12 protein-coding genes and 3 pseudogenes are annotated in these 15644 nt (G+C 42.2%); 8 read left to right on the forward strand and 7 right to left on the reverse strand.

The features are described from left to right. Nucleotides 1–71: 71 nt before the first annotated feature. From RGF10_RS02350 to RGF10_RS02375, 6 genes and pseudogenes are all read right to left on the reverse strand, one after another. On the reverse strand, nt 72–833 hold the full coding sequence (locus tag RGF10_RS02350) for a hypothetical protein (RefSeq protein ID WP_318506940.1): 762 nt from the start codon (nt 831–833) through the stop codon (nt 72–74). Beyond that, nucleotides 790–1737 carry an SWIM zinc finger family protein gene (locus RGF10_RS02355; RefSeq protein WP_318506943.1) on the reverse strand — a complete coding sequence of 316 codons (948 nt, stop codon included), beginning with the start codon at nt 1735–1737 and terminating at the stop codon, nt 790–792. Before RGF10_RS02355 ends, RGF10_RS02350 begins: the two co-directional genes overlap by 44 nt. 510 nt (nt 1738–2247) lie before the next feature. Beyond that, nucleotides 2248–2553: a hypothetical protein gene (locus RGF10_RS02360; protein WP_318506945.1), complete on the reverse strand. Its 306-nt coding sequence runs from the start codon at nt 2551–2553 to the stop codon at nt 2248–2250. A 758-nt stretch (nt 2554–3311) separates the two neighbouring features. Beyond that, nucleotides 3312–4637 (reverse strand): alkaline phosphatase, encoded by a 1326-nt coding sequence (locus tag RGF10_RS02365; protein WP_318506947.1) that lies wholly within the window; start codon nt 4635–4637, stop codon nt 3312–3314. Next, entirely contained in the window at nt 4612–4956 is a 345-nt protein-coding gene (locus RGF10_RS02370) for an alkaline phosphatase (protein ID WP_318506949.1), read from the reverse strand. The genes RGF10_RS02365 and RGF10_RS02370 overlap by 26 nt, the downstream gene beginning before the upstream one ends. A gap of 326 nt (nt 4957–5282) precedes the next feature. Then, a pseudogene (locus tag RGF10_RS02375) lies at nt 5283–6641 on the reverse strand (IS1182 family transposase); the annotation flags it as partial. A gap of 354 nt (nt 6642–6995) precedes the next feature. Here RGF10_RS02375 and RGF10_RS02380 point away from each other — a divergent pair. From RGF10_RS02380 to RGF10_RS02390, 3 genes and pseudogenes are all read left to right on the forward strand, one after another. Next, a pseudogene (locus RGF10_RS02380) lies at nt 6996–8394 on the forward strand (IS1182 family transposase). A 402-nt stretch (nt 8395–8796) separates the two neighbouring features. Beyond that, on the forward strand, nt 8797–9294 hold the full coding sequence (locus RGF10_RS02385) for a hypothetical protein (protein ID WP_318506951.1): 498 nt from the start codon (nt 8797–8799) through the stop codon (nt 9292–9294). A 23-nt stretch (nt 9295–9317) separates the two neighbouring features. Next, a complete protein-coding gene (locus tag RGF10_RS02390) occupies nt 9318–9674 on the forward strand; it encodes a hypothetical protein (protein ID WP_318506953.1) in 357 nt (118 codons plus the stop codon). A gap of 78 nt (nt 9675–9752) precedes the next feature. Here the strand turns inward: RGF10_RS02390 and RGF10_RS02395 are convergent, their stop codons facing one another. Continuing rightward, the gene (locus RGF10_RS02395) at nt 9753–10892 is read right to left on the reverse strand and encodes a C40 family peptidase (protein ID WP_318506955.1); all 1140 of its coding nucleotides are present in this window, start codon (nt 10890–10892) and stop codon (nt 9753–9755) included. Between the two features lie 211 nt (nt 10893–11103). On the opposite strand from RGF10_RS02395, the gene RGF10_RS02400 reads away from it, so the two are divergent. From RGF10_RS02400 to galU, 5 genes and pseudogenes are all read left to right on the forward strand, one after another. Further along, nucleotides 11104–11262 carry a YwzD family small protein gene (locus RGF10_RS02400; protein WP_318506957.1) on the forward strand — a complete coding sequence of 53 codons (159 nt, stop codon included), beginning with the start codon at nt 11104–11106 and terminating at the stop codon, nt 11260–11262. A 702-nt stretch (nt 11263–11964) separates the two neighbouring features. After that, entirely contained in the window at nt 11965–12711 is a 747-nt protein-coding gene (locus RGF10_RS02405) for a YveK family protein (protein WP_318506959.1), read from the forward strand. Continuing rightward, complete coding sequence (locus tag RGF10_RS02410) at nt 12701–13408, forward strand: CpsD/CapB family tyrosine-protein kinase (RefSeq protein ID WP_412176670.1); 708 nt, start codon at nt 12701–12703, stop codon at nt 13406–13408. Before RGF10_RS02405 ends, RGF10_RS02410 begins: the two co-directional genes overlap by 11 nt. A gap of 100 nt (nt 13409–13508) precedes the next feature. Beyond that, nucleotides 13509–14274, forward strand: a pseudogene (locus RGF10_RS02415) (tyrosine-protein phosphatase). 446 nt (nt 14275–14720) lie between these two features. Beyond that, nucleotides 14721–15614 (forward strand): UTP--glucose-1-phosphate uridylyltransferase GalU, encoded by an 894-nt coding sequence (galU, locus tag RGF10_RS02420; protein WP_318506961.1) that lies wholly within the window; start codon nt 14721–14723, stop codon nt 15612–15614. Nucleotides 15615–15644 lie beyond the last annotated feature (30 nt).

A 15644-nucleotide genomic window follows, 5' to 3' on the forward strand; every position in this document is an offset into this window, starting at 1 on the left:
TAGGCAAGAGGGAAAGCTCGATGTTTCCTGTCCTAAACCTGCAACTAGCACTTGCCACCATGAATCTCCATCTAAGCATGCACCAATTTCCCCCTCACACATTCCTCTTGGAACGCCCGCAATCGCTTCGTCTGGACCTGAAGCAGCTCAAAGAACCGCTCCCAATCATCCAATCGCCCAAGCTTCTTGTACATTGTCCGCACCTTCTTCAAAAGCCGCACCGCCTGGCGGTAACCTGTGCGATTTTTCAAATCAATACTTGCCTGAATCGCCTGATGATAAAGGGGGAGGAGGGCAGCCGGCTCGAGCTTCAGCACATCCTTCAAACGTTCACTATCCAAATACTCCAGCTCCACCCCGATATATGCCTGTAGCTCAACCCATTTCACTAACTCTTTTTCCTTATATAAAAAAGAATCATAGACACGATAGCTGTACGGCAAACTCTGAATCATCGTCCGCTCCAGCAACTCACCGCGCCCAGCTGCCTCGCAATACGGAAACACCAAATCAAGCGCCATTCCCGTAAAATCTACACAAGCATCATATTCGCCAATATCATTCAAATAAGGATTAAGCCGCCCGACAAATAAATCCACAAACGGTCCGACGCGGCGCCAATCATTCTGCTCACTCAAGTACTCGACCCAATACAGCAAATAAGGAACCATTCGCGTCGACAACTCGCCCAGCATCCGAAGTGCAGCTTCATCCTGGCGCGCCAACACCTGCATGTGCACCAAGCCCATCGTCACCGCAAAATCACCAGCAGCCTTCGTATACAACCCTTCAAGCCACTCTCGCTCCGCACTGCGCCAGCCCGACTTCTTCAACAAACTCGTCCACAGCGCCCAGGTACAACTGAATGCCCTCATACTCGACGACCTTATTGACCACAAGCAGCGCCCGCGCCACATCCTTTATTTTTTCAATAAACAAATCAAACGCAAACGGCATCGACGAAATTGACATCCGTACAATCGCTTCCTCAACATCCTCAATCAACTCATGGAATAAATGCCGATAATAGCGATCGACCATGTAAGCCGTGTGCCCATACTCCTCACTCAGCTCCGCCAGTTTCAGGAACGACTCCACGCTGAACACCAAATCATACAAATAGCGCCATTCCTGCTCAACTGGAGCATCCGCCTTAATCCGGCGCTTATACACCATATACAAATCCGGCACCACGTACGGATTCGGCCGCCCCTGCCCATACATAATCGACTGGAAGCTTTCATGAAACGTATCCGTCCAATCCTCATAACTCGCCTCAGCCGTCATCCGCTTCTGCGACTTCAGCAAATCCCGAGCCGTCTTCAACCCCGCAAGTGTCGCCGCCGATTTCTCCGCGGTCTGCGCCTTCAGTGGCCCGCGCCAATCCTCAACCCAACTCGAAACACTGCCACCCGCTGATAACGCCTGAAAAAACACAGCCATCTTATGTCGGCAAAATCCATCAAACGGGCAAGAACACGTACTCGCCACCATATCATCTAAGGAGAGCCGCACCGACACCGGCGTCACATCCTGCACCTGCGCTGTTACAAAATCGCCCTCAAACCTCAGTTGGTACACAAGACGCTGCCGGAACAACATCAGCCCCTTCTGTACCAGCTTCGAATGCTCCTCAACCTCTGGGCGCAACAGCCCCTTCAAATCCCGAGCCGCTTGATTCAACAGCTCCGCCGTATATTCATCAATGGTCGCCACAACAACCAACCCCTTTAACAAAAGTGAAACCTCCAACAGTGGGGGCATTTTCCCGCTGATGGCTAGTTGAACTTATCGAGCCTTTAGACAAAAAGACAATATTTCTAATTATAACAAAAATAAAGAAGAAAATCCCCGCACCGAGGAGAGAGGAAATCATAATCCCCCAACGAAACCGCTTTTTTCTTAAAAATAGGTAATTGAAAAGGTTTTTTGTCCTAATCGAGGCATGGTTAGAGGCTTAATGACGAGATTTTTGGAGAGTTTGGTGGGGCGGCGGCGGGTCTGTTTCTGCTCCAGTGCTGTTTATCGGCCCTATTTTGGGATTTATCGACCTTATTTGGTTATTTATCGGCCCTATTTTGGATTTATCGACCTTATTTCCCATTTTATCGGTCAAAGTAGACAATGTCACAACTCTGTCCCAAAAAAACAGTGTTAAACCACACCAAAAAACCCGCCAAGATCTCAACTAATCCCGGCGGGCTACGCTATATCGTTCGAACATAATCAAACGCTTACACACCCATACTACAACAAATAAAACTCATCTTCCTCCTGCTGCTTATATCTAAACACAATTGAAAAAACAAAAATAATAGCAGTCATCACCCAAGTAAACAAGAAAGCCACTCCAAGCTCTGTACTCTTACTATACCAAGGACGAGCAAGCTCTCCATACACCGTCGATAACACCGGATACGCCATCAAAAAAAAGCTAACCAAAAAGATGAAAAACTTCGTCATCGTCTTTCGGACAACCTTCGAATACACCAACAAAAAACTAAAGAAGAGCAAGAGCAACGACAATACCGCAATCAAAATTAAAATATGCAAAATAGCCTCTCCCTTCCTTCATCATCTCCATTACTATTTCGCTAAAACAATCCAAAATCCTCCTAAATAGTTAGAAAATTTTAAATTATTTCAAACGAAATAAACGTGACTATAGAGTAAAGGGGGATCCAACTGTAAAATTTGCTGTTGTTGTTGTGAATAGCACCCTCTATTGACCACAATGCCCGAGGACGAGCCAGGATATGGTCAATAGAGCCTTTCTATTGACCACATTGCCCGAGGACGAATCAGGATTTGGTTAATAGAGCCTTTCTATTGACCACATTGCCCAAGGACGAACCAGGATTTTGTCAATAGAGCCTTTCTATTGACCACATTGCCCGAGGACGAGCCAGGATTTGGTCAATAGAGCCCTTCTATTGACCACTTTGTCAGAGCTCGAGCCAGGTTTTGGTCAATAGTGCCGTAATGCTAGTTGCCTTTTCTGCAATGCCCACGATTATTCGTCTCAAATTTCTCAAAATCTTTTTTGTAAAATAGGGCAGTTAAAAGCCACGCCCCACACGAACGACAACAAAAATGACAGGAAGCCATACGCCTCCTGCCATAACCCCACCAAAAAGGGGATAGCGCGCCCCACCACATCGCCCCGCACACTCACGGGTACAGCGCCACAAAAATTGTTCCGCCTGCAAACACATTCGGCGCTCCGCGCTCCACCGCACACTCACGGGTTCAGCGCCACAAAAATCGTTCCGCTTGCAAACACATTCGGCGCTCCGCACTCCATCGCACACTCACGGGTTCAGCGCCACAAAAAACATCCCGCCCGCAAACACATTCGGTGCCTCACACTCCACCTGCATACCATTCTTCAAATAGTAATTCTTATTCTCCGGAAACTCGAGCGTCTCACTCGCTTTCTTCGCCACAAAAGCCGGATTCGACGTCAGTCGTCCCTGCAGCTCGACCGAATATCCTTTTCCGGCAAAATACTCTTGTGCTGCCACATACTCTATTGCGCCACCAGCTGCAGTCCCGCCGCCACCACTCGGCGCACCACTACCAGCCCCCGCGCCACCACTACCACCATTTCCACCGACTTCACCATTCAACCCAACCCCTAAGCTTCTCGCAATCACATGTGCAACCTCTGTGTTCTCAATCAGCCCACTCGGCTTGCCTGGTCCGTACGCATACAGGAACACATCCTCACCGGTATGCCCATGCGTCGTGAACCCAAGCTTGGCCCGCATACTTAACAGCCGCGCAAGCTCCGCCTCAACATCCTTCGTGCGTTTCAACTCACGCCACTCATCGCGTGACAAATCCTTCAACCCGTAGCGGGCCGCCACCTCATCTAAATTGGAGCGATTCGGCATCATCGTCGCCATCGCACCCTCTAATGTCATTCCGGCCTTCTTCAACGGTTTCACGAACAAGTCTGCTGGCGACTTCATATAAGTATGATCGGTCGCACTGCTCCCAATCGACAGTCCGCTGTTTCCGTGATCGGCTACTGCAATCACCATCGTGTTGCCATCTTTGCGCGCGAACTCCAGCGCCTTTCCAACCGCTTCATCAAAACCGAGCACTTCGCTTACAATTCCAACAGGATCATTCTTATGTGCAGCCCAATCAACCTTACTACCCTCGACAAACAAGAAAAATCCCTTATCGTTCTTCCGAGCCAAAACGTCAATTGCCGCTTCGGTCATCTCAGCAAGACTCGGCTGCTCAGGTGTCAACGACTCCAGGTCAAAGTGGTTGCTCAATGCATTCTCGGCAAAGCTGCCCCACACCTTATCGGCCTTGCCTTGTTGCACCGCCGCATTCAAGCCAGACTTTGTTTCCACAAACTTATAGCCAAACCGTTTAATTTCCGATAGTAAATCCTCTTGGTCGGCACGATTCTTCGCCAGCAGCGAACTTTTTCCACCACCCAATACCACATCAAGCTTCTGGTACACCTGCTGCTCAGCGATATCATGGTAATTGCCGCGCCCAGTGCTATGTGCCGAATAGGACGCTGGTGTCGCATGCTGAATTTCTGATGTCGATACAATTCCAGTCGCTAACCCAGCTTGTTTCGCCGCCTCAGTTAAGTTCACGGCCAGGAACAAGGCTTTTATTGTCCATCCCTGGCACCATGCCAACAACATCATCAAGAGTCTTATGACCAGTCGCAAGCGCCGTCCCGGCAGCTGGTGAATCGGTAATCGCCGAGGCCAACGAGGCCGTTTTCACACCACCAACTAAGATTCCATCAAGCGCGAGCGGCCCACCCTTGTACAGGCGCGCCAATGTTACTGCATTCGAGCTCGTCCCATCCATCACCATCATAATCACATTTTTGCCAGTCCAGGCTGCCGCAACGCCACCCCGATTTGGAAAAATCAATGCCATCACCAACACCAAAACAAGCCCCAGCTTCGGTTTCATAAAAAAACAAGCCTCCTTGAAAAAACGTTTAAATTACTTTTAATTTTCTCAACAAAAGGAAAAATTATGTAAGGAGAGGAGAGCCGGTATCAAAGCCACTTAAGGCTCTGTATGATTCATTGATGATTTTCGCGTAGGTATGAGAATGTATAAGCGGAGAATTTCTTTTAAATGTAGATAGGAGCAGTTTAAGAATCAAAAATAAGGGGAGAATTTCAGGTTGTTGAGAAAATGGTTTTATTCAACTCAACCTGACTGTTCCAGGAAGAACAGATTCGGTCTAGATTTATGAAATTAGTAAAAAAGGAGAAATTCCCCATCTTAGATTGCTTGGCAAGGTGCCTAGCAATCTTCTTAAGGTTCTGTGCCACTGCCGTCATGAGTGCTTGTTCCTGGGTTTTCTCTTTTCCAGAACCGGCAACGGCGAAGCCCATGGAGTGTTTTAGCATCCGCGAAGCTTCGCTCTATAGTTTGGCAACGTAATTGGTATATGTCATTCCCTATCTGACTTTGGCGATTTTGGACTACCCTTTCCTTGTACGTTTCCCATATATGGCGTTGAATAATTCTTTGCTTATTCGCACTTGAGGTACATTGTTTTAGGAATGGGCATTCCTTGCATACATCCGAATCTGACGGGTACTCTTTATACCCCTGACGGTTTGTGGTGCCATAGTTTAAGGTTTTGCCCGCTGGGCAAATATAAACATCGAGTTCAGTGTCGTAAGTGAATTGGGATTTAGAAAATTTGCCATCTGTGTTTGGTGCTTTACGCTCTGCAATAACAGGGAAAAGGTTCATATCCAGTGTCTTTTTACAAATGTATGCCGTGAAGTATCCCGAGTCCAAAGCTAATGCTTCTAAGGTCTTTGTAAAACCAAATCTTTCAATCTGACTTTTCAGTCTTTCCAAATAAACGGTTGCGTCGTTGACGTTACCAGGGGTCACGAATACATCTGTAATAATGTTAAATTTGTGATCAACCGTACAATGATCCAAAAAGAAAAAACCTTCTGGCTTTCCCTTACGGTTCATAAATCCGCATTCAGGATCCGTGGTACTTTTTTTCAGTTTCTTTTCTGTTGTAACCTCCCGGCTGGAGGTAAGGGCTTTTTTCCGTGTGCTTCACGATCCTCGTTCACTGCCTTTTCGAGTTCTACCAAATACTCGTGCGGTTGGTCTGTCACCACCTGCATGGTATAAGCATTCTTGTTAGCATTTGCCTGAATATGGGTGGAGTCGGAAATGAGGAGACGCCCAGCCACCATATGATGATGAATCGCTAAATGTACTACTTCATCAAAAATATCCTGAAAGGCGGTTGTACCTTTAAATCGGTTATTTCGATTCCAACTGATCGTTGAATGATCAGGCACAGAATCTGAAAAACTCAATCCTAAAAACCATCTATACGCAGCATTAGGAATGATTTCTTGCTCTATCTGTCTTTCAGAGCGGATGCCATAAAGATATCCAATTAGCATCATTTTGAACAGAACGACCGGATCAAGCGAAGGCCTTCCTTTGGTTTCACTGTAAAAAGGACGCACCTTTCCTCTGATGAAGGAAAAGTCTACGTGTTCATTAATTAACCGAAGGAGGTGGTTCTCGGGAACCAATAATTCTATATCTACAAGTTCAAGTTGGCTTGTTTTAGATTGATTTGAATTCGTACGATTTAGCAAGATAGTCACGCCTTCCAAGTTTTTTCTATATCTAAATTATACCAAATTAACGCGTTAATTCGGTGAAAAAACGTGACTTTCTCAACAGCCTGAGAATTTCCACTTAATCTATATAGAGCTGCTAAAGAATCAGAAATAAGGGTATAATTTCCCGTTAACTGCTCTAAATCAGACGAAATCCAAGGATTTATATCATATAAAGGGAAAAACTCCCTCTATTTTCAAGGAAATCGGGGTATTTTCCAAAATAAGAGGAATTTTTCAGGCTGTTGAGAAAGTCACGTTTTTTCACCGAATTAACGCGTTAATTTGGTATAATTTAGATATAGAAAAAACTTGGAAGGCGTGACTATCTTGCTAAATCGTACGAATTCAAATCAATCTAAAACAAGCCAACTTGAACTTGTAGATATAGAATTATTGGTTCCCGAGAACCACCTCCTTCGGTTAATTAATGAACACGTAGACTTTTCCTTCATCAGAGGAAAGGTGCGTCCTTTTTACAGTGAAACCAAAGGAAGGCCTTCGCTTGATCCGGTTGTTCTGTTCAAAATGATGCTAATTGGATATCTTTATGGCATCCGCTCTGAAAGACAGATAGAGCAAGAAATCATTCCTAATGCTGCGTATAGATGGTTTTTAGGATTGAGTTTTTCAGATTCTGTGCCTGATCATTCAACGATCAGTTGGAATCGAAATAACCGATTTAAAGGTACAACCGCCTTTCAGGATATTTTTGATGAAGTAGTACATTTAGCGATTCATCATCATATGGTGGCTGGGCGTCTCCTCATTTCCGACTCCACCCATATTCAGGCAAATGCTAACAAGAATGCTTATACCATGCAGGTGGTGACAGACCAACCGCACGAGTATTTGGTAGAACTCGAAAAGGCAGTGAACGAGGATCGTGAAGCACACGGAAAAAAGCCCTTACCTCCAGCCAGGAGGTTACAACAGAAAAGAAACTGAAAAAAAGTACCACGGATCCTGAATGCGGATTTATGAACCGTAAGGGAAAGCCAGAAGGTTTTTTCTTTTTGGATCATTGTACGGTTGATCACAAATTTAACATTATTACAGATGTATTCGTGACCCCAGGTAACGTCAACGACGCAACCGTTTATTTGGAAAGACTGAAAAGTCAGATTGAAAGATTTGGTTTTACAAAGACCTTAGAAGCATTAGCTTTGGACTCGGGATACTTCACGGCATACATTTGTAAAAAGACACTGGATATGAACCTTTTCCCTGTTATTGCAGAGCGTAAAGCACCAAACACAGATGGCAAATTTTCTAAATCCCAATTCACTTACGACACTGAACTCGATGTTTATATTTGCCCAGCGGGCAAAACCTTAAACTATGGCACCACAAACCGTCAGGGGTATAAAGAGTACCAGTCAGATTCGGATGTATGCAAGGAATGCCCATTCCTAAAACAATGTACCTCAAGTGCGAATAAGCAAAGAATTATTCAACGCCATATATGGGAAACGTACAAGGAAAGGGTAGTCCAAAATCGCCAAAGTCAGATAGGGAATGACATATACCAATTACGTTGCCAAACTATAGAGCGAAGCTTCGCGGATGCTAAAACACTCCATGGGCTTCGCCGTTGCCGGTTCCAGGGAAAGAGAAAACCCAGGAACAAGCACTCATGACGGCAGTGGCACAGAACCTTAAGAAGATTGCTAGGCACCTTGCCAAGCAATCTAAGATGGGGAATTTCTCCTTTTTACTAATTTCATAAATCTAGACCGAATCTGTTCTTCCTGGAACAGTCAGGTTGAGTTGAATAAAACCATTTTCTCAACAACCTGAATTTTTCCGTTTATTTTCAAACACAGTGAAATCCAACATTTTCAGTTATATATAACCTTACTTAAAAACAGAAATCCAGAGTCAAACCTTCCCCCTCACATCAGAACCGCAGTCGCGCAGTCGCCACCAACCGACATCAGATTCCCTTGTAACAGATTCGCCTCATTTCCCGAAATAGTACCTATTTTCCTATAGAAGATAATCGTCAGAAAGTTCAAAAACGTGTACATTAAAAAGTAAGAAGAGGGTGCCGAACACGCCGTCATCAGCACAGCCGAAGTCAAGCAAAACCCAGGTGGTTGAGGTACAGGAAACGAAGGAGGAATCTAAGTTGAAAAGAAAGCTAAGGGGAACCGATGTATTGATGCTGTGTATCCTCATCCTTTTGTTGATCAGCGCCATCCCTGGAGTGAGTTCATTTGCTACAAATACAAGCTATGAGATTACAAATCAATATGGAGACAGCGTGAGGATTTACGGCAACGGAATTTATGCGCACGATTCTTATAATAAGGCGACGATTGCAATAGGCACGGATTTCACGATGCTAATTTTAGTTGTGCCAATGTTCATTTACGCCATCGTCTCAGAGATGAAAAACAGGACAGTCAAGTCTAAGCTGTTTCTAATCTCGGTACTGGCAACTGTGCTTTACTATGCAGCCAGTTTGTCATTCGGGGTGACCTACAATTCGTTACATTTGATCTATATTGAGCTGTTCTCTAGCGCGTTGTTTGGTTTGATTTTATTGTTTAGGAGAATTGGGCTAGTAAAGCTTCGAACGAAACAAGCGTGGGAGCTGCCTTCGACAGGAGTCACCATTTTTTAATACTCTCGGGAATATCTTTGCTTGTGGCTTGGTTGCCGGATATTATTCCATCGTTATGGAATGGAACGTCGTTATCGTTGATTGAGGTATATACGACGGAAATCACCTATGTGTTGGATATGGGAGTCATCAGTCCGCTCATGTTTATTTGTCTCTATTTGCTAAAACTGAAGGATGGGATGGGGGATGTCCTCCTTGGCATCATCCTAAAGGCGTGTAGCATCATCGGTATTATGGTGATCGTACAAACAGTAGTCCAGTACTTGGCAGGTATTGTCTGGCCGCTGCCTGTTATCATTACAAAAGTCGGAATCTTTGTCGTCCTCGCCGGCTTTGCTGCCTTTTTCGACATCAAGCTTTATAAAAATCTAGAAGTCTAGCAAACGCAAAAATGACGCGTAGTCATCACCACGCGTCATTTTTTAATGCTATTAAAATGCAATTTAATAGCTTAAAAATTAATATAATCGCTTATACCCATCAAAATGGGCTTTGTAATAGCTATTATTAATATCCGTAATCCGCACACCGCTTGAGTCAGCGTGGATAAATTGGTTGTTTCCGATATAAATACCAAGGTGCGAGATTCCGGTTTTATATGTATTCTCGAAAAATAGCAAATCACCTGGTTGTGGACTAGATACATAGTAGGAACGACTATAATAGCCTTCTGCACTAGTGCGTGGAAGCTGCTGGCCTGCCTGATTATACAAATAGTAAATAAAGCCGCTACAATCAAAACCAGCAGTGGTTGCACCTCCCCATACATAAGGGGTGCCGATTAATGCTTTAGCCTTGTTAATTAGCACAGTAACATCAGCTTGGCCTGGTGTAGTTGTCACTGAACCAGAACTAGCGCTCCCAGCTTCAGAACTAACACTTGTTTCAGTGGCAGAATTAGGCACAGTGCTGCTCCCAGATCCAGTTATAGAAGTCACCTTTAATGTTTGGCCAACATAAATTAAATCAGAGCCAAGATTATTTAACGTTTTAAGGGTACTAACAGTTGTTCCATATTGAATAGCAATATGGCTTAGCGTGTCACCGCTTTTTACTGTATAGGTAATGGTAGACGTACTAGTAGTAGAACTACTCGGTGTCGTATTCACTGATGATGTTGTGGTACCAGCGACAGTACCACTCGCCTCAGGGTTCGAAACCTTCAGAACGCCACCAGGATAAATTAAGTGGCTTGTAAGGTTGTTCCATGATTTGAGGTCAGATAAGGAAATCCCATGCTGATTGGCTATTTTGCTTAGCGTATCGCCGCTGACAATCGTGTAGGTTTTAACGGCCTGAACACTTGTAGCTTGGCCAGTATTCGTGCTAACACCCGACGAACTGGCACTAACACTAGACCCACTTGTAGGACTTGACACAGGATTAACCTCACTTACAATGAGCTTTTGATTGATGTAGATAAGGTCAGAGTTTAAATTATTGAGGTGTTTCAGCTCGCTGATGCTAGTTTGATATTTTCGTGCAATATGCGTGAGAGTATCACCTTTTTGGACTATGTAAGAATCTGCCGAAACACTGCTGGCAAATGCTGTAGAAAGGACAGCTAAAGAAGCAGCTGTTACAATTTTTTTCTTCAAAAATTTCACCACCCTAATAATTTTCGACTGTAATTAAAAGCTTAACACAGCTAGAGTAGGTGCTTCTATGACAAAGATTGTCGTATCTTGAAATAGTTATTTAGATTCATACATTGTTAGAAAATTGTCATGATTTGTAAATGGAAATCGATTTACATCATATGGAGAAATTTGTAAAATGAATACTATGATAAATGGGAGGAAGTACCGTATGGAGCACAATATACAAGAAACACAGTGGAACCAGGTTATTTTTCAAGAATTAATGAAACGAGCATATGAGCGTGGAGTGACAGAAGAAGGCATTACGGTAGGAAAACTACTAGAAGAAATAATGTTGGATTTGCAAAATTTGATCTCAAAAAAATGAAGCGATACGTAATCAAAATCAGTCCAGAAGACTGATTTTCTTACGAGGGAATTTGAATCTTTTCTTATACATAAAACCGTACTAAATGAATTTGGTTAATTATTTGCAAAAAATAGAAAATAATTCCAATTAACTAGTAAATGTGGTTTAATAATAGAGTTCAATCGAAACTGGATTGGAACTGCTAATAATTTGTTACAGGGGACCGACCGAGCAACAAAATCGTTCTCTACTAATCTCCTCTTGTCATCTCATCTATTTGGTGAGGTGACCTTTTTTGTTCATTGTTCTATTAAGATAACATGGTTATAATATAGAGCGCTCTCAAATATTTTTTGTCGACAAGTTTCGATTGGTTTTAAAATAGTATTACAGGATTTTTTTAAAGCGTTGTTATGGAATGAACACTTCACAAAAAAACGTTTGCTTTCCCTATAACAAGACCCATTCATCCGAATATTTCTACATAAAAGGTGTTTCAGTACAGCAATATTATTATAAGATAGCAAAAACGTTTAAATTCTTTGTAAAAGGTAAAAGGGAAATTTCCCCAACCTAAAAAATTCCCTTTTAATTTCCTGTGAAATGTTATTAAATTAATTATGTTGATAAACGATGAAACAACAAATACCACAAAAATTTGACAAAAAATATGATATAATACATATTGCTTTGTAAAAAATTCGCGCTTCGGAGGATGAGATGGAAGAAACAATTAGCTTAAAGGAATTATTTCAAACGTTGCGTAAACGACTAAGATTAATTGCAGTCATTACGATAACAGCTGTTCTAATCAGTGGGATTGTCAGTTATTTTTTCTTAACTCCAATCTATCAATCATCAACACAGCTGCTTGTCAATCAAGCGAAAACAGATCAAACCTATTATAATTCAAATGAGCTTCAAACAAATCTCCAATTAATTAACACATATAATGTTATTTTGAAAAGCCCAGCGATCCTAGAGCTCGTAATCAAGGATCTCAACTTAAAGATGACGCCAACCGAATTAAATGAAAAAATCACGGTAGGCAGTGAAAAGGATTCACAGGTGTTTAATATTACGGTTCAGGATCCAAATGCAGCGAAAGCCGCGAAGATAGCTAATAAAGTGGCCGAAGTCTTTCAAACGGAAATCGTTAAAATCATGAGTGTCAATAACGTTAGTATTCTAGCAAAAGCAGATGTACCGGAAAATCCAGCACCTGTTAAGCCGAACCCAAAACTAAATATTGCGATTGCGCTTGTCATCGGGTTAATGGCAGGAGTAGGTATAGCATTTTTATTAGAATACTTGGATAATACGGTAAAAACTGAACAGGATATTGAAAAAATATTAGATTTGCCTGTCTTAGGTGTTATTACTGAGATACAAGAAAGTGACATAAAAACCAATAGTCACACGGTGAAGCGGAACTCAAAGGTAAGGGGTGAGACAGTTGGTTTTTAAAAGAAAAGCAAAAGCAAAGCCGAGCGTAATGAATAGACGTAGTCTTATTACAAAGGTAAATCCAAAATCACCGATTTCGGAGCAATATCGGACAATTCGAACGAATATTCAATTCTCCTCGGTAGATGAAAAGGTTAAATCGATTATGGTTACTTCGGCAGAACCGGGTGATGGTAAATCGACAACGGCAGCCAATTTAGCAATTACGTTTGCACAGCAAGGAAAAAGGGTGCTCATGGTAGATGCGGATATGCGAAAGCCAACGGTTCATTATACATTTCAGGTGCAAAATATTTATGGATTAACGAACGTGTTAACCAAAACAGTGCCATTTGAACATGCGATTTGTGTAAGCGACGTTGAAAATCTTGAAATATTGACGAGCGGACCGATTCCGCCAAATCCAGCTGAATTACTCGCTTCGAAGGCGATGTTGGACTTTATAACCACCATTGAACGACAATATGATATGGTTATTTTCGATTCGCCACCTGTCTTAGCCGTTGCAGATGCACAAATTCTAGCGAATCTTTGTGAAGGAATTATCATGGTTGTTTCGAGTGGAAAGACAGAAATAGATGCAGCTGCAAAAGCCAAGGAAATGCTTGCAGGTGCAAAAGGAAAGGTGTTAGGAGCAGTTCTCAATAACAAAAAACTGGAAAAGTCGAATTACTACTACTATTACGGAATTAAATAAAGACAAGGTTCGACAAAATCCAACTCTTTACCAACTGTTTAGATGGTGTTACCATGATTAAGTTGTAGTTTTTGGTTGGAAATTAAGGAGGTGGGAAGCAATGATTGATATACATTGTCATATATTGCCTGGTATAGATGATGGTGCTAAAGACCTGGTTGAAAGTTTAAATATGGCTCGTGAGGCTGTGAAACAGGGAGTGACAGCGATCATTGCCACCCCGCACCATAAAAATAATCAATATGAAAATCCTAAACCTCAAATTCTTACAAAGATAGCGGAACTTAATAATGCAATTGACGCAGCAGAGATCCCACTCACCATTCTCTCCAGGTCAAGAGATTCGTATTAGCGGTGAATTTCTGGAAGACTATCAGAAGCAAGAAATACTTACATTGGCCACCTCCAATTATTTTCTAATTGAGCTACCATCTGGTCATGTTCCACGGTATACCGAAAAATTACTATATGATCTCCAACTAGAGGGTTTCGTTCCGATCATTGCGCATCCCGAACGAAACCAAGAGTTGATCAAAAATCCGGAACTACTCTATCAATTTGTCGAGAAAGGTGCCTTAACACAGGTTACTGCAGCTAGTGTTTGCGGTGCGTTTGGTAAACAGATACGTGATTATTCACACCAATTGATTGAGGCAAACCTGACACACTTCATCGCTTCAGATGCTCATAATCTAGTGAATCGAAGCTTCAAACTTAATGAGGCATTTCAGATTATCCAATTAAAATACGGTAATGACATGGAATACTTGTTTCGTGAGAATGCTGAATTATTGGCGACGGGCAATCGTGTTATGAAAGAAATGCCCGTTCGAGTTAAAAGGAAGAAATTATTTGGGATTTTCTAAAAGTACATCAACATGCTAATCAACCGACATTATTATCAGATATTATTGCTGATCGGCGAGGCTTTCTGTCCGTTATCCACGGAAGCACTCGACCATGCTGTGGGACACGAAGAAAAGTGATCCTTAGACGTTCGTCGTCGATAGTATGGTGTGAGGGTGGGTTCGATGCCCATTTTTAAATATTGAAAAAACTGAAGACAAAAAGGATCGATGTTAAATTTGCGGTTTTAGCGATAAATATCTAATGATAGTACGTGTTGAAGACATGGGTTATCATTAGATATTTATTTTTTTCTGGTTGGTATCATGTGAAAAAACACACAGCTTATATTGTTTATATAATTCTTAACAATCCTCCTGTTTTTGGGGGTTAGGTTATTGTCTAATTAAAATATTAATAAATTTAAAAGATAAATAAATCAATATTTCATTTGGGGGGCTACATAGTGAAGAAGGTAAGAAAAGCGATTATTCCCGCTGCAGGACTAGGGACAAGATTTCTTCCTGCAACAAAAGCAATGCCGAAAGAAATGCTTCCGATTGTAGATAAACCAACGATCCAATATATCGTTGAAGAAGCCATTGCTTCGGGAATTGAAGATATTATTATCGTCACAGGAAAAGGAAAAAGAGCGATAGAAGACCATTTTGATTTTGCACCTGAGCTTGAGCAAAATCTACTAGAAAAAGGGAAATTAGATATTCTTGAGAAAGTTCAATACTCCACCAACTTAGTAGATATCCATTATATTCGCCAAAAAGAGCCAAAGGGACTTGGACATGCTGTATGGTGTGCACGAAATTTTATTGGTGATGAGCCGTTTGCTGTTTTACTGGGTGATGATATTGTACAAAGTGATACGCCTTGCTTGCGCCAGTTGATTGATCAATATGAAGAAACGTATTCATCGGTTATCGGTGTTCAATCAGTATCAAATGAAGATACTCAACGTTATGGAATTGTCGATCCCTCATTACAGGAAGGACGCAGATATCAAGTCAACAATTTTGTCGAGAAGCCAAAATTGGGAACAGCACCATCTAATTTAGCGATCATGGGCCGTTATGTGTTAACACCGGAAATCTTTATGTTCTTGGAACGTCAAGAGACAGGAACTGGTGGGGAGATCCAGTTAACCGATGCGATTCAGCAATTGAATCAAATACAGCGAGTGTTTGCTTATGATTTTGAAGGCACACGTTATGATGTTGGAGAGAAGTTTGGATTTGTGAAGACAACGATTGAATTTGCATTGCAACATGAGGATCTCCAAGGAGAAATGATTGAGTACTTGAAAGACCTTGTTCAAACTTTTGAGATAGAAAAAGTTATGAAGTAGAGAAGGAAGGGGTTCCCAATCTATTTATGT

The organism is Bacillus sp. T3, assembly GCF_033449965.1.
Classification (GTDB): Bacteria; Bacillota; Bacilli; order Bacillales; family Cytobacillaceae; genus Bacillus_BU.

Excerpts from the sequence above, each read along its gene's own strand:
- RGF10_RS02370 (WP_318506949.1), bottom strand. The coding sequence starts at position 4,956 with ATGAAACCGAAGCTGGGGCTTGTTTTGGTGTTGGTGATGGCATTGATT.
- RGF10_RS02405 (WP_318506959.1), top strand. The coding sequence starts at position 11,965 with ATGGAAGAAACAATTAGCTTAAAGGAATTATTTCAAACGTTGCGTAAA.
- RGF10_RS02400 (WP_318506957.1), top strand. The coding sequence starts at position 11,104 with ATGGAGCACAATATACAAGAAACACAGTGGAACCAGGTTATTTTTCAA.